Annotated in this window: 25 protein-coding genes and 2 pseudogenes; 17 read left to right on the forward strand and 10 right to left on the reverse strand. The window is 75.1% G+C overall.

The features are described from left to right. Positions 1–252: 252 nt before the first annotated feature. From QUY26_RS34690 to QUY26_RS34700, 3 genes are read left to right on the forward strand one after another with little or no spacing between them, the layout of a single operon-like run. Positions 253–1098: a GNAT family N-acetyltransferase gene (locus QUY26_RS34690; RefSeq protein ID WP_289953713.1), complete on the forward strand. Its 846-nt coding sequence runs from the start codon at positions 253–255 to the stop codon at positions 1096–1098. Beyond that, positions 1095–1895, forward strand: a complete 801-nt coding sequence (locus tag QUY26_RS34695; protein WP_289953716.1) for a lysophospholipid acyltransferase family protein — start codon at positions 1095–1097, stop codon at positions 1893–1895. Before QUY26_RS34690 ends, QUY26_RS34695 begins: the two co-directional genes overlap by 4 nt. Further along, positions 1856–2887 (forward strand): phytase, encoded by a 1032-nt coding sequence (locus QUY26_RS34700; protein ID WP_289953718.1) that lies wholly within the window; start codon positions 1856–1858, stop codon positions 2885–2887. Before QUY26_RS34695 ends, QUY26_RS34700 begins: the two co-directional genes overlap by 40 nt. Before the next feature lie 44 nt (positions 2888–2931). Here the strand turns inward: QUY26_RS34700 and QUY26_RS34705 are convergent, their stop codons facing one another. After that, on the reverse strand, positions 2932–4329 hold the full coding sequence (locus QUY26_RS34705; protein WP_289953721.1) for a hypothetical protein: 1398 nt from the start codon (positions 4327–4329) through the stop codon (positions 2932–2934). 195 nt (positions 4330–4524) lie between these two features. Here QUY26_RS34705 and QUY26_RS34710 point away from each other — a divergent pair, with 195 nt between their 5' ends. Both QUY26_RS34710 and QUY26_RS34715 read left to right on the forward strand, forming a co-directional pair. After that, positions 4525–5904 (forward strand): molybdopterin-dependent oxidoreductase, encoded by a 1380-nt coding sequence (locus QUY26_RS34710; protein ID WP_289953722.1) that lies wholly within the window; start codon positions 4525–4527, stop codon positions 5902–5904. Continuing rightward, entirely contained in the window at positions 5904–6416 is a 513-nt protein-coding gene (locus tag QUY26_RS34715; protein WP_289953724.1) for a hypothetical protein, read from the forward strand. The genes QUY26_RS34710 and QUY26_RS34715 overlap by 1 nt, the downstream gene beginning before the upstream one ends. Before the next feature lie 135 nt (positions 6417–6551). Here QUY26_RS34715 and QUY26_RS34720 read toward each other — a convergent pair. The 3 genes and pseudogenes from QUY26_RS34720 to QUY26_RS34730 all read right to left on the reverse strand — a co-directional run. Next, a pseudogene (locus tag QUY26_RS34720) lies at positions 6552–7218 on the reverse strand (methyltransferase domain-containing protein); the annotation flags it as partial. Further along, on the reverse strand, positions 7215–7925 hold the full coding sequence (locus tag QUY26_RS34725) for a TIGR04282 family arsenosugar biosynthesis glycosyltransferase (protein WP_289953725.1): 711 nt from the start codon (positions 7923–7925) through the stop codon (positions 7215–7217). The pseudogene QUY26_RS34720 and the gene QUY26_RS34725, both read right to left, overlap by 4 nt. Then, positions 7922–8656: a glycosyltransferase family 2 protein gene (locus tag QUY26_RS34730; protein WP_289956295.1), complete on the reverse strand. Its 735-nt coding sequence runs from the start codon at positions 8654–8656 to the stop codon at positions 7922–7924. Before QUY26_RS34730 ends, QUY26_RS34725 begins: the two co-directional genes overlap by 4 nt. Before the next feature lie 315 nt (positions 8657–8971). Between QUY26_RS34730 and QUY26_RS34735 the strand changes: the two genes are divergently transcribed. Further along, on the forward strand, positions 8972–9853 hold the full coding sequence (locus QUY26_RS34735) for a response regulator transcription factor (protein ID WP_289953727.1): 882 nt from the start codon (positions 8972–8974) through the stop codon (positions 9851–9853). After that, on the forward strand, positions 9850–10965 hold the full coding sequence (locus tag QUY26_RS34740) for a sensor histidine kinase (RefSeq protein ID WP_289953729.1): 1116 nt from the start codon (positions 9850–9852) through the stop codon (positions 10963–10965). Before QUY26_RS34735 ends, QUY26_RS34740 begins: the two co-directional genes overlap by 4 nt. Before the next feature lie 122 nt (positions 10966–11087). Here the strand turns inward: QUY26_RS34740 and QUY26_RS34745 are convergent, their stop codons facing one another. Both QUY26_RS34745 and QUY26_RS34750 read right to left on the reverse strand, forming a co-directional pair. Beyond that, the gene (locus QUY26_RS34745; protein WP_289953731.1) at positions 11088–12140 is read right to left on the reverse strand and encodes an NAD-dependent epimerase/dehydratase family protein; all 1053 of its coding nucleotides are present in this window, start codon (positions 12138–12140) and stop codon (positions 11088–11090) included. 53 nt (positions 12141–12193) lie between these two features. Next, positions 12194–13234 (reverse strand): helix-turn-helix domain-containing protein, encoded by a 1041-nt coding sequence (locus QUY26_RS34750; protein ID WP_289953732.1) that lies wholly within the window; start codon positions 13232–13234, stop codon positions 12194–12196. Positions 13235–13841: 607 nt separating this feature from the next. Here QUY26_RS34750 and QUY26_RS34755 point away from each other — a divergent pair. The 3 genes and pseudogenes from QUY26_RS34755 to QUY26_RS41235 form a co-directional block, all read left to right on the forward strand. After that, complete coding sequence (locus tag QUY26_RS34755) at positions 13842–14552, forward strand: hypothetical protein (RefSeq protein WP_289953733.1); 711 nt, start codon at positions 13842–13844, stop codon at positions 14550–14552. A gap of 96 nt (positions 14553–14648) precedes the next feature. Then, complete coding sequence (locus tag QUY26_RS34760) at positions 14649–14894, forward strand: hypothetical protein (protein WP_436840454.1); 246 nt, start codon at positions 14649–14651, stop codon at positions 14892–14894. Continuing rightward, positions 14879–15010: pseudogene (locus tag QUY26_RS41235) on the forward strand (PucR family transcriptional regulator); the annotation flags it as partial. The gene QUY26_RS34760 and the pseudogene QUY26_RS41235, both read left to right, overlap by 16 nt. Positions 15011–15022: 12 nt before the next feature. Here the strand turns inward: QUY26_RS41235 and QUY26_RS34765 are convergent. Continuing rightward, positions 15023–15439 carry a CoA-binding protein gene (locus QUY26_RS34765; protein ID WP_289953734.1) on the reverse strand — a complete coding sequence of 139 codons (417 nt, stop codon included), beginning with the start codon at positions 15437–15439 and terminating at the stop codon, positions 15023–15025. Positions 15440–15567: 128 nt separating this feature from the next. Next, on the reverse strand, positions 15568–16143 hold the full coding sequence (locus QUY26_RS34770) for a TerD family protein (RefSeq protein ID WP_289953735.1): 576 nt from the start codon (positions 16141–16143) through the stop codon (positions 15568–15570). Between the two features lie 241 nt (positions 16144–16384). On the opposite strand from QUY26_RS34770, the gene QUY26_RS34775 reads away from it, so the two are divergent. Further along, complete coding sequence (locus QUY26_RS34775) at positions 16385–16795, forward strand: BlaI/MecI/CopY family transcriptional regulator (RefSeq protein WP_289953737.1); 411 nt, start codon at positions 16385–16387, stop codon at positions 16793–16795. A gap of 8 nt (positions 16796–16803) precedes the next feature. Further along, the gene (locus QUY26_RS34780; protein WP_289953739.1) at positions 16804–17820 is read left to right on the forward strand and encodes a M48 family metalloprotease; all 1017 of its coding nucleotides are present in this window, start codon (positions 16804–16806) and stop codon (positions 17818–17820) included. 70 nt (positions 17821–17890) lie between these two features. On the opposite strand, the gene QUY26_RS34785 is transcribed toward QUY26_RS34780, so the two are convergent. Further along, entirely contained in the window at positions 17891–18346 is a 456-nt protein-coding gene (locus QUY26_RS34785; RefSeq protein ID WP_289953740.1) for a tellurite resistance TerB family protein, read from the reverse strand. Between the two features lie 172 nt (positions 18347–18518). On the opposite strand from QUY26_RS34785, the gene QUY26_RS34790 reads away from it, so the two are divergent. Beyond that, the gene (locus QUY26_RS34790; protein ID WP_289953742.1) at positions 18519–19211 is read left to right on the forward strand and encodes a transcriptional regulator; all 693 of its coding nucleotides are present in this window, start codon (positions 18519–18521) and stop codon (positions 19209–19211) included. Between the two features lie 73 nt (positions 19212–19284). Here the strand turns inward: QUY26_RS34790 and QUY26_RS34795 are convergent, their stop codons facing one another. Beyond that, positions 19285–19983: a 4'-phosphopantetheinyl transferase family protein gene (locus QUY26_RS34795; protein ID WP_436840547.1), complete on the reverse strand. Its 699-nt coding sequence runs from the start codon at positions 19981–19983 to the stop codon at positions 19285–19287. A 154-nt stretch (positions 19984–20137) separates the two neighbouring features. On the opposite strand from QUY26_RS34795, the gene QUY26_RS34800 reads away from it, so the two are divergent. The 4 genes from QUY26_RS34800 (at position 20138) to QUY26_RS34815 (ending at position 25082) form a co-directional block, all read left to right on the forward strand. After that, positions 20138–20764, forward strand: coding sequence for a YigZ family protein (locus QUY26_RS34800; protein WP_289953744.1), 627 nt, complete (start codon positions 20138–20140; stop codon positions 20762–20764). Between the two features lie 131 nt (positions 20765–20895). Further along, complete coding sequence (locus tag QUY26_RS34805) at positions 20896–23271, forward strand: FHA domain-containing protein (protein WP_289953746.1); 2376 nt, start codon at positions 20896–20898, stop codon at positions 23269–23271. A gap of 69 nt (positions 23272–23340) precedes the next feature. After that, positions 23341–24063, forward strand: coding sequence for a hypothetical protein (locus tag QUY26_RS34810; RefSeq protein WP_289953748.1), 723 nt, complete (start codon positions 23341–23343; stop codon positions 24061–24063). A gap of 77 nt (positions 24064–24140) precedes the next feature. Beyond that, positions 24141–25082: a serine/threonine-protein kinase gene (locus QUY26_RS34815; protein ID WP_289956298.1), complete on the forward strand. Its 942-nt coding sequence runs from the start codon at positions 24141–24143 to the stop codon at positions 25080–25082. Positions 25083–25114 lie beyond the last annotated feature (32 nt).

The raw sequence follows: 25114 nt of genomic DNA on the forward strand, positions 1-25114 counted from the left end.
CGGCACGATCGGTCTCGCGCACCTTGTGCGCAGTTCAGCCAGGGCGGTCACCGTGCTGAACAGGCGCCTTTCCCGCAGTCGGCCGCACGCTCACCCGCACCACCGCATCGCCGCACTCCCTTCGCTTCCCTCGTGTCGCCCCGCTTCCCCCGCTTCCCCCGCTTCCCTCTCTTCTTCCTCCCCGCTCCTGTCACTCCCGCCCGTCGGTTTCAGCGGACTCCCCGCCCGCCCCCATCGAACGGAGAACGTGTCATGCCCGCGACACCCCTCACGCCCGCCCCCGCGACCCCGGCCGCCCCCGGCGCCCCGGCCACCGCTCCCGCCCCCGGGGCCCCGTCCACCCCCGACGCCCCCCGCTACGTCCCCTCCATCGCCGACTCCGAGGAGCAGATCCGGGCCGCCCAGCGGCTGCGCTTCCAGGTCTTCGGCGAGGAGATGGGCGCCACGCTCGACACCTCCCTGCCCGGACACGACATCGACGCGTTCGACGCCCTCGCGGACCACCTGATCATCACCGACACCACCAGCGGCGACATCGTCGGCACCTACCGCCTGATCCCGCCCGGGCGCGCCGAACACTCCTACTCCGACGGCGAGTTCGACCTCTCGGCGCTGCGCCCGCTGCGCTCCGCCACCGTCGAGGCCGGGCGCTCCTGCGTGCACCCGGGCCACCGCTCCGGCGCCGTGATCAACCTGATGTGGTCGGCCCTCGCCCGCTACGTCCTGCTCTCCGGCCACCGCTACCTCGCGGGCTGCGCCTCCGTGCCGCTCGCCGACGGCGGCACCGCGGCCGCGAGCGCCTGGCTGCTCGGCACCGCCAAGCACGTCTCGCCGCCCGAACTGCGCGTGCACCCGCACCGCCCCTGGACGCCCGGCGAGCGCGCCGGACACCGCCCGAGCTACGCCGACCTGCCGCCGCTCCTGCGGGGCTATCTGCGCCTCGGCGCCTGGATGTGCGGGGCGCCCGCGCACGACCCGGAGTTCGACTCCGCCGACTTCTTCGTGCTGCTCGACACCGAGCGCCTGAGCGACCGGCACCGCCGGTTCTTCCTCGGCGACGCCGAGCGTGGCCCCGCCGCGCCCGGGAGGGGCGCGTGAACCCCTGGGCCGTGGACGCGGGTTGTCCGCGGGCCTGCGCCGCCTGGCCCGAGACCCGGGTCGGTCCCGCCGAGGAGGCGCTCAGGTACGCGGCCGTCGCCCGGGAGCTCGGGCGCAGCCTGCTCCTCGGCGAACGCCTCGCCGGGGACACGGCGCCGCGCGTCCAGGCGCGGCGGGTCCTGCGGGCGCTCGGCGTCGACCTGGAGGCGGCCCTCGCGCCGCTGAGCGTGCCGGGCACCGACACCGGCACGCTGATCGTGGCGAACCACATCTCGTGGCTGGACGTCGTCGCGTTGCTCGCGGTCGAGCCGGTGTCCTTCGTGGCCAAGCGGGAGATCGGGCGGTGGCCCGTGGTCGGCACGCTCGCCCGCCGCCTGGGCACGCAGTTCATCGACCGCGAGGGCGGGCGGCGGGAACTGCCCCTGATGGTCGGCGAGTTGGCCAAGACACTGGCGTCAGGCCGTTCGGTCCTCGTGTTCCCGCAGGCCACCACGTGGTGCTCGGTGGGCTCCGGGAGGTTCCGGCGGGCCGCGTTCCAGGCGGCGGTGGACGCGGGCGTGCCGGTGCGGCCGGTAACGGTGGCGTACCGGCAGGGCGGTGCGGCCAGTACGGCGGCGGCGTTCCTCGCGGACGAGGGGTTTGGGGGGTCGCTGCGGCGGGTGGCCGTGGCGCGGGGCCTCACGGTGCGGGTCACCGCGCACGCGCCGCTGCACGGGCACGACCGCAAGATGCTGGCGGCGCGGGCGTGGGCGGCGGTGTGCGCGGGGGAGGAGGCGCTCGCGGGGACGCATGCCTGAAGGGCGGAGGCGAGGGCGCGCGGGCAGGCGTCGGGCGCACGGTCGGACGGGCCGCCGCGGACTTCGACGTGACCGCGACGGTGGAGACCGCGCCGGTCTCGCACAGCGGGGACGCCGCCGACGACCCGGCGATCTGGGTGCACCCGGGCGACCCGGCGGAGTCCGTCGTGGTGGGCACGGACAAGAAGGGCGCGCTCGAGGTGTACGACCTCAAGGGCGCGCGGATCCAGCGGGTCGACGGGGGCCACGGCAACAACGTCGACGTGCGCGGGAACGTCGTCGTGTCCGCGGACGACGAGGCGGCGGGCGGCGACGGCGCGATGCGCGTGTACCGCATCGACCCGGCCACGCGGCGGATCAAGCACCTCAAGGACGTGCCGACCGAGGTCACCGCGCACGGCATCTGCCTCTACACCTCCCCGCGGTCAGGGAAGCTGTACGCCTACCCGAACTCCACCTCCGGCCGGGTCGAGCAGTGGGAACTCGCCGTCAGCGGCGACACGGTGAAGGCGACCTCCGTGCGGCTCTTCGACTCCGGGTCGGCCGTCGAGGGCTGCTACGCGGACGAGCGCACCGGCAAGCTGTACCTCGGCGAGGAGGACGTCGGCGTGTGGGTGTACGGCGCCGAGCCGGGCGCCGGGACCGCCCGCACCAAGCTCGACTCCACCGGCTCCGCCGGCCACCTCACCGCCGACACCGAGGGCATCGCCGCCGCCGGGAACCGCCTCTTCGTCTCCTTGCAGGGCAGCGACGACTTCACCGCGTACGACCGGACCAGCGGCGCCTACCTCGGCCGCTTCGGCGTCGCGTCCGGCACCGCCGCCGACGACTGTGAGGACACCGACGGCATCGACGCCACCGCCACGGGCCTCGGCTCCGCCTTCCCCCAGGGCGTGTTCGTCTGCCAGGACGGCTCCAACGGCGCCCCGGGCTCCAGCGGCAACCAGAACTTCAAGTTCGTACCGCTGGAGCGGATCACCGACCGCGTCTGACCCCGGCCGCATCCGACCCCGGCCGCGCCCGGCCCCCGCCGGGCTCACCAGCCGGTGAACAGGAGGTGGTTGACGGCGAGGGCAAGCACCGCCTGCGCCGTCAGCCACGCCCGCGCGGACGGGCGCGGAAGCAGCGCCGCCGCGGGCAGCAGGAAGAGCGCGAACGGCAGCCAGATGCGCTCCGTCTCCGCCTTGCTCATGCCGGACAGGTCCGCGACGGCGACCGCGAACAGGGCCGCGAGGACCAGGCCCACGAGGCGGTCGGCCGCCGTGGTGTCCCGGCTGCGCCAGCGGCGCACCGCGCCCGGTGCCGCCGTGAGCGTGCGCCGCAGACCCGCCACCGTCGCGAGCCCGACGACGACCACCGTGCAGGCCGGATTGGCCCACACCCAGTACCAGTACGGCCGCACGCCCGCCGCGCCCTGGTAGTAGCGGTCCACCAACAGGCGGTACGCCTCCCACCAGTCGAAGCCGAACGCCGTGAACACCAGCGGCACCACCGCCGCGCCCGCCACGAACCACGGCAGCGGGCGCGCCGTCCGGGCGACGAGCACGACACCGGCGGCGACCAGGGCGAAGAGCGTCAGGCCGTACGACAGGTAGCAGGTCAGGCCGAACAGCAGGCCGGAGCCGGTGGCGGCGAGGGCGGGGCGGCGGGTCGTGCGCGTCGCCGCCAGCGCGAGCAGCGCCGTCATCCAGGCCGTGACCGCCGCGAAGTAGCCGTCCGCCGACGCGCCCATCCAGACGGCGGCGGGCGCGAGCACCAGGAACGGCGCCGCACGGCGGGCCGTCGCCTCGTCCGCGAGCGCCCGCACCGTGAGCAGCACGGCAAGGACCGCCGTGCCGCCCGCCGTGATGACGAACGCGCCCGCCCACCCGCCGCCGCCCAGGCCGACCCGGTCCAGGAGGACGAAGGTCAGCGGCGCGGCGGGCGGATGGCCCGCGGTGTGCGCGGGCCAGTGGTACTCGCCGGGCACCTGCACGATGTGCTGCGTGAAGTCCCGCAGCGCCGCCGGGATGTCGTCGAACCGGTCGATCACCCGCAGGTACTCGTACTTCGTGGTGAGGCGCTCGGCGACGCCGCGGTGCCAGCCGTCGACCAGGGCCAGGGACCAGATCCACGCGGTGGAGCCCGCCCACGCGGCGGCGAGGAGTGCCCGCCAGGGCAGGCGCGCGGCGAGCGCGGGGCCGTGCAGGACGACGGCCGCGGCCACGGCGAGGGCGGCCGGGGTGCCCGGGCCCAGGTGGGGGTTCCATTTCGCGTACAGGGGTGGCCAGTTGACGTGCAGGCTGCCGTCGTGGGTCTCCAGGTAGCGGCCGATGAGGACGGCCGCGGTGACGAGGAGGGCGGCGAGGGCGGCGGCGAGGAGGTCACGGCGGGGGCCGGACCGGCGTGGGGCGGGCCGGGGCGGGTGGGGCGGGCGTGGTTCGGGGTGGTTCACCCTTGGCACGGTAGGGCGCCCGAGGCGGCGGACGGCGTGTCCGCGGGCCCGCGTCACCGAACCGTCAGATCTTGTGGCACCGATGCGCCACGTCAGCGTTTCGTCATGAGTCGCGGACGCCGAACCGCAGGTCGCGCGGCTTACGGTCGGGACAGGGCGACGGACCCACGTCGCGTGGACCGCTGAGGACGCAGCATGCGTGACGCACCCCCACCTTCCCGCAGGACCCGCCTTCGGACCGCGCTCCGAGAAGCGTCGGCGAAGATCGAGGAGCACGCGCCGTCGGCGCCCGGCTTCTGGCGCAGCCCGCTGCGCGGGACGTGGTTCACCGCCGTGCTCGGCACGGTGCTCCTGTTCGGGATGACCCTCCTGTTCGTCACCGGCCTGCTGTCCTACGCCGCGTACAACCCCGGCCTCGCGCCGGTCAACGACAAGACACCCGACAAGGGCCTGCTCGGTCTCTACCTCTTCGCCTGGCCCACCGACCCGCACTGGCTGTACCGGCTCACCCAGGGCCTGCACGTCACCGTCGGGATCACCCTGATCCCGGTGCTCCTCGCCAAGCTGTGGTCGGTGCTCCCCAGGCTCTTCGCGCTGCCGCCCGCGCGGTCCCTCGGCCACGCCCTGGAACGGCTCTCGCTGCTGCTGCTCGTGGGCGGCGCGCTCTTCGTGTTCGCGACCGGCGTCCTCAACGTCCAGCTGGAGTACGTCTTCCCCGGATCGTTCTACCCGCTGCACTTCTACGGCGCGTGGGTGTTCTTCGCCGCCTTCGTCGCGCACGCCGCGCTGAAGCTGCCGCAGACGGTGCGGGTGCTGCGCGCGGGCGGGCTGCGCGAGCGGCTGCGTACGCACGAGGGGCGCGGGGCGGACGGGGCCCGCGAGGGCGGGGCGAGCGGGGGTTCCGGGCGTGGGCCCGAGGACGCGGCCGGGCTCGCCTCGCCCCGGCCCGCCGAGCCCACCGTGTCCCGGCGCGGCGCGCTCGGCCTCGTCGGCGGTGGCTCGCTGCTGCTGTTCGCGACGACGGCGGGACAGAGCTTCGACGGATGGCCGCGCGCCACCGCGCTGTTCGCCCCGCACGGCGGCGCCGAACCGGGCCGGGGGCCCGGCGCCTTCCAGATCAACAAGACCGCCCGCTCCGTCGGCGTCGGCCCCGACCGCACCGGCGCGTCCTGGCGGCTCGTCGTCGCGGGCCCCGGCCGCACCCTGCGCCTGACCCGCGCCGACCTGCTCGACCTCGCCCAGCACACCGCCGACCTGCCCATCGCCTGCGTCGAGGGCTGGTCGACCTCCGACCAGGCGTGGAGCGGCGTACGGCTGCGGGACCTCGCCGCGCTCGCCGGGTACGAGGACCACGCGCCCGGCGTCCTCGTGGAATCCCTCCAGCTCCGGGGCGCCTTCCGCAAGGCGGCCCTGCGCGACAACCAGGTGCGCGACCCCCGCTCCCTGCTCGCGCTGCGCGTCAACGGCGCCGACCTGACGCCGGACCACGGCTACCCGGCCCGCGTCATCGTGCCCGCCGCGCCCGGCGTACTGAACACCAAATGGGTGTCCCGGCTGACCTTCGGAGAACTGTGATGAAGCACGTGCCCGCCCCTCCCCGGCCGACGGCCCTCCTGCGGCGCTGGTACGGGGAGGGCCCGCTCCACCTCTTGCTGCTGCTCGCCTCCTTCGCGCTCGCGCTCTACGCGGGCGTGCGGCTGCTCGCCGACGACTGGGTCATGGTCACGGTGTGGTTCGTGGGCGCGGCGCTGCTGCACGACCTGGTCCTGGTGCCGGTGTACGCGGCTCTCGACCGCGCGGTGACGGCACTCGTCGGCGGCCGCGACGGCGGCCGCCGGGAGCGGACGATGTTCATCCGCGTCCCGGCGGCGCTCTCGCTGTTGCTCCTGCTCGTCTGGTACCCGCTGATCACCCGTCAGGTCCCGCGCTACGAACGGTCGACGACGCTGCCCGCCGACGTGTTCCTGACGCGCTGGCTGCTCGTGACGGCGGCCCTGTTCGCGGGGTCGGCGCTGTGGTGCGCGCTCCGCGCGTGGTCGGTGTCGTCGTCGGCGTCCCGGTCGGGGCGGGAGGCGGGCCGGGGGTGATGCCCGGTGGGGGCGCGGGGGCCGGGGTGGTGCGGAGGGGAGTCGCGCGGGGTGCGGGGGTGTGCGCGGCGCGGGCCCGGCGCGCCCCCAGTGCGCCCCGTGCCGCGCGTCCGTCGGCCGCGTCGCTCGGATCCCCGTTGCGCAGCGCCACGAAGCGGCGGCCGTCCGACGACCACTGATCGACGACCTGCCAGCCCGCCGCGCGAGCGTGACCGACCAGCGCGGGCGTGCCGATCCGCGCCCACGGGAACGTCTCGCCGGGGTCGGCGAGCCCTCGGCCGTCGTCGAGGTGCACCCGCACCCGCTCGTCGATGTCGACGGGCGCGGTCTCGGCGATCAGGAGCCCGCCCGGCGCCAGGAGTTCGGCCACCCGCGCGAGCAGCGCGGCGGGGTCGCCGCCGATGCCGATGTTGCCGTCCATGAGCAGCGCGGTGCCCCAGCGCCCCTCGCCCGGCAGCGTCTCGAACACCGACCGGCGCAGCGCCGCGCCGCCGAGACCCGTCGTGTGCCGGACGGCCGCCTCGCTCACGTCGATGCCGAGCGCGCGCCGGCCACGGGCGGCGAGCGCGGCCACCAGACGGCCCGGGCCGCAGCCGATGTCGAGGACGGGACCCGCGCACCGGCGCAGCGCCGACAGGTCGGCCGGGTCGGGTGCCGCGCACCAGCGCTCCACGTCCAGCGGCAGCAGCCAGCCGTCCGTACGGCGCAGGAACAGCGGGCCGCGCCCGGCACGCAGCGCGTCGGCGTACGGACCCGCGCACCACGAGGGGGCCGCCTCCGAGGGCGGCACGACCGTGCTCATCGGCGCCCGGCCCCGGCCAGGCGGGCGAGCTCCCCCGCGAACCGGGTGCCCGGAGCGGCCGCCGCGACCGCCGCCGCGTCGGCCGCCGTGTCGACGTCCCGCAGCACCGGTAGGTCGCGCACGCGCAGGCCCGCGGCGGTGAGGCGGGCCCGCTGGACGGCGCCCGTCGTCGGCGTGGACATCGGCACGCCCCGGAGCAGCCCGGGATCGGGCGCGGCCAGGCCAAGGGCCCAGAACCCGCCGTCCGCCGCCGGGCCGAACCACGCGTCGGCGGTGCGCCAGGCGTCCACCGCGAGCGCGGGCGCGAGCAGTTCGGGGGAGACCTGCGGGGTGTCCATGCCGAGGAGCAGGGCGGGCCCCGCACAGACGCCGAACGCGTCGGCGAGCCGTTCGTCGAGGCCGCCCGCGCACTGCGGCACCACCTCGACGCCGTCCGGGAGCCAGCCCCCGGGCACCCCGTCGAGGACGAGCACACGCCGCCGCGCGGGTACGGCGAGCGCGACGCGCAGGGTGTCCACCAGGGCGGCCTCGGCGAGCCGGGCGGCCTCCTCGGGCGTGTAGGGCGGGGTGAGCCGGGTCTTCACCCGGCCGGGCACGGGGGCCTTGGCGATGATCAGGAGGGTGAGGCCGAGGGTGCGGGCGGGCGCGAGGCCGGGGGCGGTGCGGGGCGTCGCGGCCGCGCCGGGCGGGGTCAGGTCGGATGTCATCGCGTCGAGCCCTCCCGCGTCGGCCGCGCTCCCGTGCCCGGTGGCTCGGCCAGTACGTCGCGCATGTCGCGCACCGCCTGCCAGGTGCCCCGCCACGTACCGGTGACCTTCGACTTGCCCGCGCGCGGCAGATAGGGGACGTCCCGCTCCTCGATCCGCCAGCCCGCGTCCGCGGCCCGCATGACCATCTGCAGCGGATAGCCGCTGCGCCGGTCCGTCAGGGCCAGGCCGAGCAGGTCCGCTCGGCGGGCCGCCCGCAGCGGGCCCAGGTCGTGCAGGTGCAGGCCGGTGCGGCGGCGCAGCATCCGGGCGAGCGCGAGGTTGCCCGCGCGTGCGTGGGCGGGCCAGGCGCCGCGTGCCTGGGGGCGCCTGCGGCCGAGGACGAGATCGGCGCGGCCCGCGGCCACCTCGCGTACGAACGGTTCGAGCTCGCGCGGATCCATGGACGCGTCGCAGTCGCAGAAGCAGACCACGGCCGCGTCCGCCGCGGTGAGCCCCGCGTGGCAGGCGGCTCCGAACCCGCGCCGCGGCTCGCGGACGACGGTCGCGCCGAGCGAGCGCGCCAATTCCGCGGAGCCGTCCGTGGAACCGTTGTCCACGACGATGGCGCGCCAGCCCGCGGGGACGCGCGCGAGCACCCACGGCAGTGCGGCGGCCTCGTCGAGGCAGGGCAGGACGATGTCGGCCGGGGCGGGCGGGGGCGGTGCGGCCCGGTCCGGGAAGGGGCCCAGGGGTGCGGACGCGCCGGGTCCCTCGTGCGGGCCGTGGGCGTCGGGGGCGTCTGGGGCATCGGGGGCGGTGTGGTTCACGGCATTCACCCTACGAAGAGAAAAGGGGTAAATCGGGCGTCGGTTCCTTACGAAACACGGACGTCGGACCGGTGCAGACCGGGAAGCACCGGGCCCCTCGCAGCCGCCCGCCGCCCGTCCTCGCGGGCGGCGGCCCGTCCTCGCGAGCGGGCCGCCAGTCCTTACGAAACGAGGACGACCGCGGGCCGCGGCGGCTCCCGGCCCTCGCGCGCGAGCGCGTGGTGCGAGGCTTGTCGCATGGACACACCACCCTCGCGGCCCGGCGCCCGCGAGCCCGCAGCCGTCGGCGCCGGATCAGGCCAGGGGCGCGGCGCCCGCGTCCTCGTCGTGGACGACGACCGCACCGTCGCCGAGGTCGTCACCGGCTATCTGAACCGCGCCGGGTACGAGGTGGAGCAGGCGGAGGACGGACCGGTCGCGCTGGAGCGCGCCGCCGCCCGCCGGCCCGACCTCGTCGTGCTCGACCTGATGCTGCCCGGCATGGACGGCCTGGAGGTCTGCCGCAGGCTCCGGGAACAGGGGCCCGTGCCCGTGATCATGCTGACGGCGCGGGGTGACGAGGACGACCGGATCCTGGGCCTCGAGGTGGGCGCCGACGACTACGTCACCAAGCCGTTCAGCCCGCGCGAGCTGGTGCTGCGCGTGGAGTCCGTGCTGCGCCGCAGCCGGGCGTCCGCGCCCGGCCCGCACCCCGGCGGCTCGCTGCTGCGCGTAGCGGGCCTCGGCCTCGACCCCAAGGCCCGCCGCGCCACCAAGAACGGCACCGAACTCGCGCTGACGGTCCGGGAGTTCGACCTCCTCGCGTTCTTCCTGCGCCACCCCGGGCGGGCCTTCGGCCGGGAGGAGCTGATGCGGGAGGTGTGGGGCTGGGACTTCGGCGACCTGTCCACGGTGACGGTCCATGTGCGCAGGCTGCGCGGGAAGGTGGAGGACGACCCGGCGGCGCCGCGGCTGATCCAGACGGTCTGGGGGGTCGGGTACCGCCTCGACGGCGGGGATCCGGGTGCGGGCGCGGTTCCCGGGGCGGACGCGGGCGCGACCCCGAAGCCGCCCGCGCCCTCGGCGCACGCGGTCACGACCCCCCACCCCCACTCCGGCGAGGCCACCCCCCAGCCATGAACGACATACTCCTCATCGCCGTCTACGCCTTCCTCGGCGCCGTGGCCGCCGGACTGCTCGGCGCCCTCCTGCTGCGCCTGCTGCGGCACCGCTCCCTCGTCGTGTCGATGACCGTCGTCGTCGCCGTGGCCGTGACCGCGATGCTCGCCGGGACGCTGGCCGTGGCCTGGCAGATGTTCCTGTCCCGGCACGACCTCACCGTCGTCACCGTGGTCGTCGCCATGGCCGCCGCGGTGTCGCTGGCCACCGCGCTGCTGCTCGGCCGGTGGGTGGTGGCCCGCAGCAAGGCGCTGACGCTCGCGGCCCGTTCCTTCGGCACGGGCGGCAGCTTCGCCGCGCCCGAGGAGCCCGCGACCGCCGAACTCGCGGCCCTCACCCGGGAGCTGGAGTCGACCAGCGCGCGGCTGGCCGAGTCCCGGGAGCGTGAGCGGGCCCTGGAGAGCTCCCGCCGTGAGCTGGTCGCCTGGATCTCGCACGACCTGCGGACGCCCCTCGCGGGCCTGCGGGCCATGGCGGAGGCCCTGGAAGACGGCGTGGCGGCGGAGCCCGACCGCTATCTGCGGCAGATCCGCACGGAGGTGGAGCGCCTGAACGGCATGGTCGGCGACCTCTTCGAACTCTCCCGCATCCACGCGGGCGCCCTCGCCCTGTCACCGTCGCGGATCTCCGTGTACGACCTCGTGGGGGACGCGCTCGCCGGGGCGGACCCGCTGGCGCGGGAGCACGGCGTGCGGCTCGTGGGGCGGCGCATCGACGCGGTGCCGATCGAGGTGGACAGCAAGGAGATGAGCAGGGTCCTGGGGAACCTGCTGGTCAACGCGATCCGTCGGACCCCGGCCGACGGCACGGTCGCCGTCGCGGCGGAGTGCTCGGACGACGGCGTCGTGCTGTCCGTGACGGACGGCTGCGGCGGCATCCCCGAGGAGGACCTGGGCCGGGTCTTCGACACGGGCTGGCGCGGCACCCACGCCCGTACGCCCCCGGCGGGCGCGGGCCTGGGTCTCGCCATCGTGCGCGGCATCGTCGAGGCGCACGAGGGCCGGGCGGCGGTACGCAACGTCTCCGGAGGCTGCTGCTTCGAGGTGGTCCTGCCCCAGGCCGGACCGGCCTAGGACCGCCGACCCGCCGGACTGGCCCGGGGCTCCGGGCGCCGCCGCCCAGGCCTGCCCGCCCCGCAGCGCCTGCCGCGTGCGCGCCTGTGCCGCAGCCCGCGCCCCCGGCCCCGCAGGCGCCCTCACCGCAGCTCCGCCCCCGCGAACTCCCGCATCCCCGCGGCGAAGCCGACCTCCGGCCGCCACCCGAGCGCGGCCCGCAGGCGGGCCGAGTCCGCCGTCACATGGCGGACGTCGCCGAGCCGGTACTCGCCGGTGACCACCGGCGCGGGTCCGCCGTGGGCGTCGGCGAGGGCGCGGGCCATCTCGCCGACGGTGCGGGGCTCGCCGCTGCCCGTGTTGTACGCGGTGAACGTCCCGGCGACCCCCGCGTCCCGCACGGACTCCAGGGCCGTCGCCGCGGCCGCCGCCACGTCCCGTACGTGCACGAAGTCCCGCCGCTGGCCCCCGTCCTCGAAGACGCGCGGCGCCTCACCGCGGGCGAGCGCCGAGCGGAACAAGGCGGCCACCCCGGCGTAGGGAGTGTCACGCGGCATGCCCGGGCCGTACACGTTGTGGTAGCGCAGCGACACGGCGCGGCCGTCGGTCGAGCGGGCCCACGCCGCGCTCAGGTGCTCCTGTGCCAGCTTCGTCGTGGCGTACACGTTGCGCGGGTCGGCGGGCGCGTCCTCGGACACCAGGCCGGGCGCCAACTCCGCGCCGCAGGACGGACAGCGCGGCTCGAAGCACCCGGCCACCAGGTCCTTCTCGGCGCGCGGTCCGGGCCGCACCACGCCGTGCCGGGCGCACGTGTACCGCCCCTCTCCGTAGACGACCATCGAGCCGGCGAGCACCAGGTCCCGCAGCCCGGCCCGCGCCATCGCGGCGAGCAGCACCGCCGTACCCAGGTCGTTGCAGCCGACGTACGCGGGCGCGTCCGCGAAGTCCTTGCCGAGCCCCACCATCGCCGCCTGGTGGCACACCGCGTCGACACCGGCCAGCGCCGACGCCACGCCGTCGGGGTCGCGCACGTCCCCGACGACGAGCCGTTCCCCGGCCCGCGCCGCGCGCGGCGGCCCCTCGTGCGCCGACGCCAGGACCGCGTCGTAGGAGACGACTTCGTGGCCGCGCGCGAGCAGCGCGTCGACGACGTGTGTTCCGATGAACCCGGCTCCGCCGGTGACCAGTACCCGCATGCCGCCCACGCTAGGCAGGCAGCAGCCCGTCCGGCCCGCGCCGCGGCCCCGCGTCACCGTTCCGTAAGACCCTGTCCCGGACGCCCCTCGTCGCCGTGCCCGTACAGCGCCGTCGTACGGACCCCCGCCTGGAACCGCGTCCGCACCCCGAGCACCGCCATGATCCGGCTCATCCGGCGCTCGACCGTGCGCTGGGCCACGCCGAGGCGGCGGGCGATGGCGCTGTCGGTGAGTCCGGCGCGCAGATGGGCGAGGAGGAGCTCGTCCTCGGGGGAGAGGCCGGCGTGGGCGGCGGGGGCGGCGGGCCACAGGGGCGTGGCGCGCTGCCAGAGGAGTTCGAAGAGGGCGATGAGCCCTTCGAGCAGCGCGGACTGCTGGAGGACCAGGATCTCCTCCTCGCTGGGCAGCACGAACGGCACGAGCGCCACCCGGCGGTCGGCGACCACCAGCTTCAGCGGTACGTCCGCGAGGACCCGGCTCTCCTCGCCGCGCTCGGCGAGTTCCCGGGTGGCCTCCACGCGGCCGGGGCCGTCGAGGCCCGCCTGGTCGTAGATCGCGCGATAGCGCAGGCCCTTGTCGAGACGCTCCCGCTGCACGGTGTCCTGGCGCCTGAGCGGCTCCACGACGTAGGGCGGCTTGTCCAGGATCAGCATCTCGGTCCTGGCCGTCTGCTGGGTCTGGAAGAACTGCTGGGCGATGGCCTCACGGCCGCGGAGCACCTGCACCGGCGAGCCCTCGCCGCGCAGCCGCCCGGCCCGGAACTCCTCGGCGAGCGCGGCCGCGGCGAGGCGCGCGTGCGCGATCTCCTCCTGGCGGCGCAGCGCGAGGACTTCGAGCGCCACGTCGGGCGGGGCCGGGGTGAGCCGCTCCGTGCCGTCCGCGGCTCCCGTCAGAAGACCCAGTTCGGCCAGCGAGCGCACGTGCCCGCGCACCGACTCCTCGGCGAGGCCGGTGGCCGCCGCGAGCGCGGTGAGCGTCGAGCCGGGGGCCGCGAGGAGCGCGCGGTACACGCGCTCGTCGCCGGGGCCGACGCCGAGCCCGGCGAGTACAGGGGTGTGCGGGCTTTGCGGGATCTGCTCCGATGTCGCGTCCATGCCATCGTTTTCCCTGTCCTGGCGTCGGAATGCCGACACTGGCGGAACTCCGACGCTCCCGCGGGCGCGGACCCCGGTACGGTCGTGCCTGTCATGGATGCGGTTGTCATGAACGCCGAAGTCGCGTGCCGGAAGCGGCAGTCTGCCTGACGACGATTTCCGCGTCCACGGCGCGTTCCGTCTTCCGGCGGCGTCGCGGGCCGTGCAGGGCCGCGCGCGGCGCGCGATACGAGACCGGCACGGGATGCCCCGGCTCGACGCCCCGCACGTCAGGGGCGCCAACCCCCCACTCGGGGCATCCCGTGCCACCCGCGCCCCTGCCCTCTTCTGCCCTCTTCGCGCGCCCTGCCTGTAGCTGCCCGCGCCCCTGCTTGCGGGCGACTACCCGTCCCACCTGCCCCGTTGGTACGCGCCCACGGCTGCGCGCCGATGCGGCATCAAGAGCGCGTAAAGACTGCCGGAAAATGGCAGTGCGACGAAGGGCCCGGTCGCGTCAGGATGGGAGAGCAGGGACGGGGGGCGAGGCCCGGGTGCCGGATCACGGAAACGGGATCCGGCGCCCGGGTGTGTGCGGCTCCCGTGCGTGACCGGTCAAGGGGGCGGGGGCATGGGGGAGTTGATCGACGCGGCGGTGGGGTTCCCAGGTGTGGCCTTCACCTCCGCGATGGCGGTGGTGGTGTGCTTCTGGCTGCTCGTCGCGGTGGGCCTGGGCCGGGCGGACACCTTCGACGAGGACGCCGACCTGGGCGCCGCGGGTCTCGGCGGGGTGCCGGTGGCCGTGGCCGTCTCGCTGCTCGTGGGCACGGGCTGGCTGGTGAGCCTGGCGGGCTCCGTCGCGCTCGCGCGGACCGGCTGGACGGGGCTCGCGCACGCGGCCGGTGACCTGGGGCTGCTCGCGGTGTCCGCGCTCGTCGCGTACGGCGTGACGCGCGGCCTGGTCCGCGTGTCGACGCGGGCCGCGCGCGACCGCGCAGGGCCGTCGCCGCGCGACCTCGTCGGCTCCGTCTGCACGGTCCGCACCGGCTGGGTCGACCTGGAGTCCGGCCGGGCCGAAGTGGCCGCGCCCGACGGGACCGTGGCCGTCGTCGAGGTCCGGCAGGACCCGTCCGCGGCGGGGGAGCAGCTCGCGGTGGGCGGCAGCGCCCGGCCGCACGCGTACTACGCCCCCGGTGCGTTCTTCTGGGCCGTGCCCTGCTCGGTGGCGCTCGCCCCTGGCCGGGCCCGTCCCCGTACCGCCCGCGCCGCCGACGGCCGGCCCGCCGGACCCGCGCCCGCCGGACCCGCGGAGGAGCCCTGGCCGCACGCCGACTGCGCATGACGCCGTGCCTCCGCCCACACCCTCACCCCGAGCCGTCCACCCCGCCCTCCATGCGTGAAAAGCCGTCAGGAACTGGTCGGGGTACGGGGGTTGCAGGTGAGGAGCCATGGCATACCGGGTGACCACCTGGACGGCCATGCCCGGATACTCGCCGACGCCTTTGCCACCGGCCGGGGACTGACCCGCGAGGAGCTGGAGTCGCGGCGCGCACGCGGCGAGCGCGCGGCCGACGCCGGGTACGGACCGCGCGCCCTGGTCGGCGCGCACCTCGCGGCGACGCGGGCGTACAGGACGGGACCTGCCGCGCCGGCCTCCGCCGAGTCCCTGCCGGCCTCCGCCTGAACCTCAGCGTGCGCGCCCTGACGTACAGCCTGGACCGCATCCACCGCCTCACCGGCACCGACCCGGCCGACCCGCTGCACCGCCGGACCCTCCAGACGGCGGTGATCCGCCCTCGCCGACGGCCCGCCCTACGCAGGCGTCCCGAGGCGCGGTATCTCGATGGCGGGGCACCGGTCCATGACCATGTCGAGGCCCGCGGCGCGGGTGCGTTCGTACGCCGCCTCGTCGATGACGCCGAGCTGGAACCACACGGCCCGCGCGCCGATGGCCACGGCCTCGTCGGCGACGGCGCCCGCGAGGTCGCTGTTCACGAACACGTCCACGACGTCGACGTCGAAGGGGATCTCGGCCAGTGAGGCGTACCCCTTCTCGCCGTGCACCGTCTCCGCCTTCGGGTGGACCGGCACGACGCGCTTGCCGTAGCGCTGGAGGACCTCGGCGACGCCGTACGCGGCGCGCCGCTCGTTGTTCGACAGGCCGACGACGGCCCAGGTGTCACCGGGTCCGGTGAGGATCCTGCGGACGGTGGCGGGGTCGCCGTACATGTCGGGCCTCCAGGGGTGTCGTCGGTCTCACTACGCCAACGGCGGCGCCTGCCGGGTGATTCCCGGGCAGGCGCCGCCGCAGGGTCCGGGCGGTCGGCCGTCGTGTCCGCGGCGCCGCCGGGCGGGTGTCAGACGTTGACGCCGAAGTCCGAAGCGATGCCGCGCAGGCCGCTGGCGTAGCCCTGCCCGACGGCGCGGAACTTCCACTCGGCGCCGTGGCGGTAGAGCTCGCCGAAGACCATCGCGGTCTCCGTGGAGGCGTCCTCGGAGAGGTCGTAGCGGGCGATCTCCTGGTTGTCCGCCTGGTTCACCACGCGGATGAAGGCGTTGCGGACCTGGCCGAAGCTCTGGCCGCGGTTCTCCGCGTCGTGGATCGACACCGGGAACACGATCTTCGTGATCTCGGCGGGCACCCCGGCGAGGTTGACCTTCACGGCCTCGTCGTCGCCCTCGCCCTCACCGGTGAGGTTGTCGCCGGTGTGCTCGACGGAGCCGTCGGGGCTCGTGAGGTTGTTGTAGAAGATGAAGTGCTGGTCGGAGACGACCTTTCCGGAGTCGTCGCAGAGCAGCGCGCTGGCGTCGAGGTCGTAGTCAGTGCCGGTGGTGGTCCGCACGTCCCAGCCCAGGCCGATCAGCACGGCCGTGAGGCCGGGCGCCTCCTTGCTCAGCGAGACATTGCCGCCCTTGGAGAGGGAAACTCCCACGTGTCCTCCTGTGGTCCGCTACCGAGAATCGCTTCCGGCCGTGGTCAGGGCCGGGACTTAGAATCTACATGAGTGTAGAAGCGTTCGAAGTGGGTACCGCCCCTTCCGGCCGTTACGATGTGGCGCTCCCTATGAGACGTACGCGACATACATGAGGTATGTGATGCGAAGGGAGCGCAGGGCGCGCGGAGCACGGGCGACGGCAGGCGCGGCGCACCGCGACGGGAAGCGAGGACACGGCATGACGCAGCACACGGACGGGCCGCAGGAGCCGCGTCCGCGCAGGCGCGGGCAGGGCGAGCTGGAGGCCCAGGTGCTCGCGGCGCTGCACGGCGCGCGCGGACCGGTGAGCGCGGCCTGGGTCCAGGAGCGCATCGGCGGCGACCTCGCGTACACGACAGTCATGACGATCCTCACGCGACTGCTCGCCAAGAACGTGGTGACACGTGAACGCGCGGGCCGCTCCTTCGTGTGGCGGTCCACCGCCGACGAGGCCGGGCTCGCCGCGCTGCGCATGCGCAAGGTCCTCGACGGCGAGAGCGACCGGGAGGCGGTGCTCGCCAGCTTCGTCACCACGCTGTCCGCCGCCGACGAGCGGCTGCTGCGCGATCTGCTCGGCGAGGCGGGCGGCACCGCCGACGCGGAGGACTGACCGCAAGCATGGGGCTCTTCGTCTTCCTGCCGCTCGTGCTGCCGCTCACCGCCTGGCCGGTCGCGCGGCTCGCCGCCCAGCATCTGCACCCGCGCACCGCGACCCGCCTGCTGACCGCGCTCGCCGCCGTGATGGCGCTGTGCAGCACGCTCTGCCTGGCCCTGCTCATGGTCGTCGGCACCGCCCAGCTCCCCGGCAACCCGTTGCCCGACGGCTGGTCGGACCCGGAGGTCCGGGCCGTGCTGCCCTACGACGAGGTCGCGGGCAGGGCCGCGATCCCGGCGCTGACGATCGTCTGCGCCGGGATCGCGCGCACGCTGTGGCGGCATGTGACGGTACGACGACGGGGGTGGCGGGCGCTCGCGGGCCTGCCCGGGACATCGGTGGCCGTCCTGCCGGACGCGACCGAGGCGTACGCCTACGCCCTGCCCGGGAAAGAGCGGTGGGCCGAGGGCCGAGGGGCGCGCCGACGCCGGGCCGGCGGCCGGACGTCCCGTGGGCGGAGCACGCTGGAGGGGCGCGTGGTCGTCAGCCGCGCGCTGCTCGATCGGCTCCAACCCGCCGAACGGCGCGCCTTGTTCGCCCACGAGCGCGCCCATCTCGCCGCGCGCCACCACCGGTTCCTGCTGGTGACGCAGTTGGCGGCACGGGCCAACCCGTTCCTGCGGCCCTTGCGCACGGCCACCGCGTACACCGCCGAGCGGTGGGCCGACGAGGAGGCCGCGGCGGTCGTACGGGACCGGCGTGTGGTGGCGCGCGCCATCGGCAAGGCCGCGCTCGCGCGACCGCGCACGCCGGGCCCCGTGCTCGCCGGACTCGCGGGCCTCGCCGCGGTGGGCCCGGTGCCGCGCCGCGTCGCCGCGCTCCTGGGCCCGGCGCCCGCGGCCCGCACCCGGCCCTCGCTGTTCACGGCGATGGGCCTCGCGCTCTGGGGCGCCGCGTGCGGCACCGCCGTGTCCGCGATGTCCTCGGCGAACGCGGCGGTGACGATGGTGCTCGTCCTGCGGGCCGCCACGCCGCTGTGAGGCTTCAGCCGTGGGGGCTGTGGGGGCCGTGAGGGCTGGGGCGCACCGGTCCTGCGGGCCCGCGTGCCGCTCAGAGGTCGAACTCGTGCGGCGGCAGGTCGAGGGCGAAGCACGCCTCGCGCACCACGGCCTGCTCGTCCTTGTCGAAGTCGCCGTCGGCGCCGCCGATGACGATGCCGATCTGGATGACGGCACGCGCCTCCGCGGGCTTCTTCTTGGCCTTCGCGACCTCCTGCAACACGCTCACCTTGCCGAACGCGAAGTCGGCCGTCAGCTTGTCCACGTACGCGTCGAAGCGGCGCCGCAGGTCGTCCGCCGGGAAGTTCTGCAGCACCTCGTTGGTGGCGATCAGCTGCGCGACGCGCTGGCGCTCGGCGGCGTCCACGGTGCCGTCGGCGGCGGCGACGAGCGCGCACATCGCCATGCTGGAGTCGCGGAAGGCCCCGCTCGTGAGGTCGTTCTTCTTCGCCGTCAGCTGCGCCTGCATCGTCGAGGCGGATTCCTTCAAGCGGTCCCACAGGGCCATGGAAAAACTCCATCAGTCGGTGTCGGCGGTTGTCGCCGACCAATTTCTACAGCACTGTAAAAGTTAGCATCCGCGACAGCCGTACCGAAAAGCGCTGTTGGTCGGGTGAGTGACATAAGTCGCTTGTGTTTCATGGGTTCCGTAAAGTCCGTCACCACGGAAAGGCCGAACGATGACACCGACGCCCCGCGAGCCGCTGAGCGGCACGGCACGCGAACTCCTGGACGGCGCGACGGCGGAGCTCGCCCCGAAGCCGCACGCGAACGCGCTGGTCCCCCTCGTCGCGGACGGCGGCGCCGACCGGCGCGCGCTCGCCGCCCTCGCCCTGGAGCAGTGCCGGGTCATCCCGGCCGACCGCCGGTCCTTCCTGCATCTGGCCGCCCGCTCCGCCGACGCGGGCCTGCCCGCGTGCGCGGCCTTCTTCGCGGGGCTCGCCGAGGGCGAGTCGGTGGCCCTCGACCGGCTCGGCCCGCTGCTCACCGCCTGCGGGGTGGACGCGGAGCAGGCGGCGGCGTACGTCCCGACGGCCGGCTGCCAGGCCTACCCGGCGTACGTGGCCTGGCTCGCCCTGAACGCCGAACCGGCCGACGCCGTGCTCGCCCTCACCGCCAACTTCGCGGCGTGGGGCGGCTACTGCGCAGCCCTCGCGGACGCGCTGCGCGGGCGCTACGGCTTCTCCGACGAGGCCTGCGGCTTCTTCGACTTCTTCGCCGGGCCCGCCCCCGACCTCGACCGCGCGACCCTCGCCGCGCTCCAGGAGGGCATCGACCTGGAGCGCCTCACGCCCGCGACCGCGCTGCGGCAAGGGCGGCTGCTCCAGGACTACGAGGAGATGTTCTGGGGGACGCTCGCGGGGCTCGCGTGAGGATGCCCCGGGGCGGGCGGGGGTGCGGGGGCGTCCGCGCCGCGCGTCCGGGGCCCGTCCGGCAGTCCGGTCCCTATCCCGCCTGCCCCGCCTGCCCTGTCCGCCCTGCCTGCTCCCGCCGCATCACGATGGCCGTCACCACGACCCCGTCCCGTACCAGCCACGTGCCGGAGAACCCCGTCAGGCGCGAGCCCGCGACCACGGGCCCCTCCACCAGGAGCTCGGCGGTGAACGTGCCGTCCGCGCGGATGTCCAGGTGCGCGTCCTCGAAGCCGAGCCAGCGCCGGGCGAGCGGGAACCACGCCTTGTAGACCGACTCCTTGGCGCTGAACAGCAGCCGGTCCCACGGCACGGCGGGCTCCGCGACGGCGAGCGCGGCCAGCGCGGCGCGCTCCTTCTCGTCGCTGACCAGCTCCAGGACGCCCGGGTCGGACAGCGGCTCGGCCGGTTCGGCGTCGACGCCGACCGACAGGACACCGCCGGCGCGGGCGACGACCGCGGCGCGGTAGCCCAGGCAGTGCGTCATGCTGCCGACGACGCCGTCGGGCCAGACCGGCGCACCCTTGTCGCCGCGCAGGATGGGCCCGGGCGGCACGTCGATGCGGGCGAGCGCGGTGCGGGCGCAGTGCCGCGCGGTGGTGAACTCGCGCTGTCGCTTCGGCACGGCCTTCGCCACGTAGGCGACCTCTTCGGGGAACAGGGCCGCGTCGGCCGGGTCCTCGCGGGTCTCGACCACGACGACGGGCTCCGCGGCCAGGAGGGCGCCCAATATGCCGGTCTCGTCGGACACTTCGCCGGTGGACTTCGAGGGTGACGTCACGGTCGATCACTGTACCGGCGGCCCGCGCGGCGTGGTCCCGGAATCCCGCGCCCGGCCCGGCGACCGGCGCGCGGGGCCGGGAGAGGCGAGCGCATAGGGTGGCCTGATGCAGGACGAGTACCGCACCGTGGCCCGTGAGGGCGTGCACGAGACCGAGATCAACCGCTCGCGCTTCCTGTGCGCGCTCGCACCCGCCGCCACCGAGCAGGAGGCCCAGGACTTCGTCGCCCGCGTCCGCAAGGAACACCCGACGGCCACGCACAACTGCTTCGCGTACGTCATCGGCGCCGACGCCTCCGTACAGAAGGCGAGCGACGACGGCGAACCGGGCGGCACCGCGGGCGTCCCCATGCTCCAGATGCTGCTCCGCCGCGACATGCGGTACGTCGTCGCCGTCGTGACCCGCTACTACGGAGGCGTCAAGCTCGGCGCGGGCGGCCTGATCCGCGCCTACGGCGGCGCCGTCGGCGAGGCGCTCGACGCGCTCGGCACGCTGACCCGCAGGCGCTTCCGGCTCGCCACCGTCACGGTCGACCACCAGCGCGCGGGCCGGATCCAGAACGACCTGCGGTCGGCGGGACGCGAGGTGCGCGACGTGCGGTACGGGGACGCGGTGACCATCGAGATCGGCCTTCCCGACGCCGACGTCGAGGCCTTCGAGGCGTGGCTCGCGGACGCCACGGCGGGCAGCGCGGTGTTCGAGCTCGGGGGCGAGGCGTACGGGGACGCCTGACGGGGGCGGGGCGGGGCGCGGTCCGGGTGGGGCGCGGTCCGGGTGGCGTGGCCCGGTGGGGGCGATCCCCGGGCGGCCTGCCCCAGCGCCGAGCCCAGGCGTGAACGGGTGTGAATCGGTAGAATTCAGGCATGGGGAAGCGGCCCGTGACGCCGACTGCGCCCGAACTCGTCCTCGAGACCGACACCGGCTCCACGGTGATGAGTCCGAGCCGGGACTATCACGTCGGCCGCGACCCGCTCAGCGACATCGTCATCGACGACGCGCGCGTCTCCTGGCACCACGCGGTCCTGCACCCCGAGCTCGACCACTGGACGCTCGCCGACGAGCACAGTACGAACGGCACGTACGCCGACGGACACCGCGTCCACGCGTGCGACGTCGGCCCCGGCAGCGTCCTGCGCTTCGGCAACGTCACCGACGGCCCGCGCGCGGTGCTCGTCGGCCGTGAGCCGCCCGCCCCCGCGCCCCCCGAGCGCCCCTCCGCCGTCCGCACCCCCTCGGCCACCGGCACCTTCCGGCAGCCGACGACCGTGCGCCCCCTGCCCACCCGCACCGTCCGCATCGGCCGCGCAGCAGACAACGACCTGGTCATCGACGACCTGGTCGTGTCACGCCACCACGCGGAGCTGCGGTTCCTCGCCGGCGGCACGTACGAGATCGTGGACCTCGGCAGCCACAACGGGACCTACCTCAACGGCCAGTTGACCGCCCGCGCCCGGGTCATGCCGGGGGACATCGTCGGCGTCGGGCACCGCGCGTACTGCCTCGTCGGCGACCAGCTGCAGGAGTACGTCGACACCGGCGAGGTGTCGCTCGACGTGCAGGAGCTGACCGTCGCCGTCGACCGGGGCCGCAAGACGCTCCTCGACCGGATCTCCTTCCCCGTCGGCGAGAAGTGCCTGCTCGCCGTCGTCGGCCCCAGCGGCGCGGGGAAGTCCACCCTCCTCAACGCCCTCACCGGCCTGCGCCCCGCCGACGGCGGCACCGTCCTCTACGACGGCCGCGACCTCTACCGCGACTACGCCGAGCTCCGCAGGCGCATCGGTCTCGTACCGCAGGACGACATCCTGCACACGCAGCTCACCGTGCGCAGAGCCCTCGGATACGCCGCCGAACTGCGCTTCCCCCAGGACACCGAGAAGGCCGAACGCCGGGCCAGGGTCGATGAGGTCATCCGCGAACTCGGCCTGGAGCAGCGCGCCGACCAGCCCATCCACAGCCTCTCCGGCGGCCAGCGCAAGCGCGTGAGCGTCGCCCTCGAACTGCTCACGAAGCCCTCGCTGCTCTTCCTCGACGAGCCGACGTCCGGGCTCGACCCCGGCATGGACCGCTCGGTGATGCACATGCTGCGCGGACTCGCCGACGACGGCAGGACCGTCATCGTCGTCACCCACAGCGTGCTCAGCCTCGACGTGTGCGACCGGCTCCTCGTGCTCGCGGCGGGCGGCAGGATCGCCTACTACGGGCCGCCCCAGGACGCGCTCCCGTTCTTCGGCCACGCACAGTGGCCCGAGGCGTTCGAGGCCTTCGAGGGGGACCGTGACCGGGACTGGGCCGGGAGCTACCGGCAGTCGCCGTTCCACCAGCGGTACATCGTCAACTCGTCCGCGCAGCCGCATCTCCTGCCGCAGGGCGGCGCGGGCCACGGCGGAGCGGGCGCGGCCGCCGCCTTCGCGCCGCCGCCGAAGGCGCAGAGCTGGGGCTCCCAACTGCGCACCCTGGTCCGGCGGTACGCGGCCGCCCTCGGGGCGGACCGCACGTTCCTCGCCATCATGATCGCGCTGCCGTTCGTGATGGGCGCCATGGCCCGCGCACTCGCCGGGAGCAGGCTGACCCAGGAGACGGCGATGAACGCGCTGCTCATCCTGTGCGTCGGCGGGGTCCTGACCGGCGCCGCCAACGCCGTGCGGGAACTGGTCAAGGAGCGCGTCATCTACCAGCGCGAACGGGCCGTGGGGCTCTCCAGATCGGCGTATCTGATGTCCAAGGTGGTCGTGCTCGGCACCATCACCGTGCTGCAGGCCGTCGTGCTGACCCTGGTGGCCCTGCTCGGCGTCGACCTCAACGCGCCCGCCGGCGAGGGAGTGCTCCTGCCGCCGCTGGCCGAGATCACCCTGGCGGTGGCCCTCCTTGCCTTCACGGCCATGATGCTCGGCCTGCTCGTCTCCGCCCTGGTGCGCAAGGAAGAGGTGACGATGCCGCTGCTCGTGCTCCTCGCCATCGTCCAGGTGGTGTTCTGCGGCGCGCTCCTGAAGCTCCACGGGGTGCCCGGCGTCGAGCAGTTGGCGTGGCTCGTGCCCTCGCGCTGGGCCCTCGGCGCGATGGCCGGGACCATCGGCCTCGGCAGGATCGTCCCCGGCGAGCTGACGGCCGATCCGCTGTTCCGGCACTCCGCGGGAGTGTGGCTGCTGAACATGGGCGTACTGGTGGCCCTCTCGGTCGTCTTCGGGTACGCGGTGGCCAGGATGCTGCGACGGCACGAGCCCGCGATCATGCGGAAGTAGCGAGCGGCGAGCAGGAGCGGAAACGGACGAGGCGAGCGGGAGCGGACAAGGCGAGCGGGAGCAGACGAGATGACCACTGCGGACTTCCGGCCCACACATGTCGTCCCCCAGGACGGGCTGCCCGCCTGGGAGGCGCCGGACGCCGACCGGCCGACGACGCCGCTCGACGCACTGCTGCCCGTGCAGCTGGTCGACCGGCTCGGCGACTGGGGCCGGATCGTCTGCGCCAACGGCTGGTCTGCCTGGGTCGACGGCCGCCTCCTGGTCGCCGTGCCGCAGGCCCCGCCCGCCGCGGGCCACCGGCTGGCCCGCACGGCCGACCCCCGCCCGCTCCTGGCGCGTGCCGGGGACGCGCTGACCCGCTACCGGCGCGCGGCTGAGGAGCTCGCGGGCGGCACGGCGGACGGCGAGTCCTTCCACCGCCGGACCCGCGGCCTGCGCGTGGGCGTGATCGTGGACGGCGAGTCGGTGTGGCTCTACGACGCCGAACACGAGCGGTGGGTGTACTGCGACGGGGCCCGGCTCAGCACGTACGCGGCGGGGGAGGGGCCGAGCGTCCACGGCGACGGGCCCGCTCCGGGGCCGGGACCGGAGCCGACGCGGGTGGTCGAGGCCGCGCCGGATCCGCAGGGCCAAGGCGTCGCGCCGGATCCGTACGGCGAAGGCGTGGCTCCCGGCCCGTACGGCCAAGGCGCGGCTGCCGACCCGTACGGCGAAGACCCCACCCGCCGTATCCCGCCCGTCGCGGTCGACTCCGACCCCGACCCGTCCGCCCGGCGAGGTGAGACCTGATGGGGCCCGCGCCGCGGGAAGCGCCGTCGAGCCGCAGCCCGCACTCCGGGCGCCCCTCCGACCTGGTCGGGAAGTAGATCGCGGGCTACCGGGTCGAGAGCGAGATCGGGCGCGGCGGGATGGCCGTCGTCTACCGCGCCAAGGACCTGCGCCTGGACCGGACCGTCGCCCTGAAGCTGCTCGCGCCCGAGCTGGCACGCAACGACACGTTCCGACAGCGCTTCACGCACGAGTCGCGCGTGGCCGCCGCGATCGAGCATCCGCACATCGTTCCCGTCTTCGAGGCGGGCGAGACCGACGGCGTGCTCTACATCGCCATGCGCTACGTCCCCGGGCTCGACCTGCGTCATCTGCTCGACCGCTCGGGCCCGCTGCCCGTCGGCACGGCCCTGCGCATCGCCGCGCAGGTCGCGTCCGCGCTCGACGCGGCCCACGACCACGGACTCGTCCACCGCGACGTCAAACCCGGCAACATCCTCGTCGCCAAGGGCACGGACAGCGACCACCCGGAGCACGTCTACCTCACGGACTTCGGCCTGACGAAGAAGTCGCTCTCGCTGACCGGGTTCACGTCCGTGGGCCAGTTCGTCGGGACGCTGGACTACGTGGCACCGGAGCAGATCTCGGGCCGCCCCGTGGACGGCAGGTGCGACGTCTACAGCCTCGCCTGCGTCGTCCACGAGAGCCTGGCCGGCGGGCCGCCCTTCCAGCGCGACGACGACATGGCGCTGCTCTGGGCCCACCAGTACGACCAGCCGCCGCGGCTCACCGAGAAGCGCCCCGGCAGCCCCGGCGCCCTCGACGGCGTCCTCGCGAAGGCGCTGGCCAAGAGCCCAGAGGAGCGCTACGGCTCCTGCCTGGAGTTCGTGGCCGCGCTGCGGGCCGCGGTCACGGGCGACGCGCGGGGCCACGCGCCGACGCGGGTGGACCTCCAGGTCGTGGGAGCCCCGGCGGAACCGGGGGCGCCGCCGGAGCCGCCGGGCTGGGCCCGGCCGGTCTTCCGGCAGCTGCCCGACTGATCCGGACAGCACCTGTCTGATCCGGACGGCCC

Source organism: Streptomyces flavofungini (genome assembly GCF_030388665.1).
GTDB lineage: Bacteria > Actinomycetota > Actinomycetes > Streptomycetales > Streptomycetaceae > Streptomyces > Streptomyces flavofungini_A.

Excerpts from the sequence above, each read along its gene's own strand:
- QUY26_RS34755 (WP_289953733.1), top strand. The coding sequence starts at position 13,842 with ATGGGGGAGTTGATCGACGCGGCGGTGGGGTTCCCAGGTGTGGCCTTC.
- QUY26_RS34750 (WP_289953732.1), bottom strand. The coding sequence starts at position 13,234 with ATGGACGCGACATCGGAGCAGATCCCGCAAAGCCCGCACACCCCTGTA.
- QUY26_RS34745 (WP_289953731.1), bottom strand. The coding sequence starts at position 12,140 with ATGCGGGTACTGGTCACCGGCGGAGCCGGGTTCATCGGAACACACGTC.
- QUY26_RS34775 (WP_289953737.1), top strand. The coding sequence starts at position 16,385 with ATGACGCAGCACACGGACGGGCCGCAGGAGCCGCGTCCGCGCAGGCGC.
- QUY26_RS34710 (WP_289953722.1), top strand. The coding sequence starts at position 4,525 with ATGCGTGACGCACCCCCACCTTCCCGCAGGACCCGCCTTCGGACCGCG.
- QUY26_RS34715 (WP_289953724.1), top strand. The coding sequence starts at position 5,904 with ATGAAGCACGTGCCCGCCCCTCCCCGGCCGACGGCCCTCCTGCGGCGC.
- QUY26_RS34765 (WP_289953734.1), bottom strand. The coding sequence starts at position 15,439 with ATGTACGGCGACCCCGCCACCGTCCGCAGGATCCTCACCGGACCCGGT.
- QUY26_RS34800 (WP_289953744.1), top strand. The coding sequence starts at position 20,138 with ATGCAGGACGAGTACCGCACCGTGGCCCGTGAGGGCGTGCACGAGACC.
- QUY26_RS34805 (WP_289953746.1), top strand. The coding sequence starts at position 20,896 with ATGGGGAAGCGGCCCGTGACGCCGACTGCGCCCGAACTCGTCCTCGAG.
- QUY26_RS34790 (WP_289953742.1), top strand. The coding sequence starts at position 18,519 with ATGACACCGACGCCCCGCGAGCCGCTGAGCGGCACGGCACGCGAACTC.
- QUY26_RS34810 (WP_289953748.1), top strand. The coding sequence starts at position 23,341 with ATGACCACTGCGGACTTCCGGCCCACACATGTCGTCCCCCAGGACGGG.
- QUY26_RS34785 (WP_289953740.1), bottom strand. The coding sequence starts at position 18,346 with ATGGCCCTGTGGGACCGCTTGAAGGAATCCGCCTCGACGATGCAGGCG.
- QUY26_RS34735 (WP_289953727.1), top strand. The coding sequence starts at position 8,972 with ATGGACACACCACCCTCGCGGCCCGGCGCCCGCGAGCCCGCAGCCGTC.
- QUY26_RS34725 (WP_289953725.1), bottom strand. The coding sequence starts at position 7,925 with ATGACATCCGACCTGACCCCGCCCGGCGCGGCCGCGACGCCCCGCACC.
- QUY26_RS34740 (WP_289953729.1), top strand. The coding sequence starts at position 9,850 with ATGAACGACATACTCCTCATCGCCGTCTACGCCTTCCTCGGCGCCGTG.
- QUY26_RS34690 (WP_289953713.1), top strand. The coding sequence starts at position 253 with ATGCCCGCGACACCCCTCACGCCCGCCCCCGCGACCCCGGCCGCCCCC.
- QUY26_RS34780 (WP_289953739.1), top strand. The coding sequence starts at position 16,804 with ATGGGGCTCTTCGTCTTCCTGCCGCTCGTGCTGCCGCTCACCGCCTGG.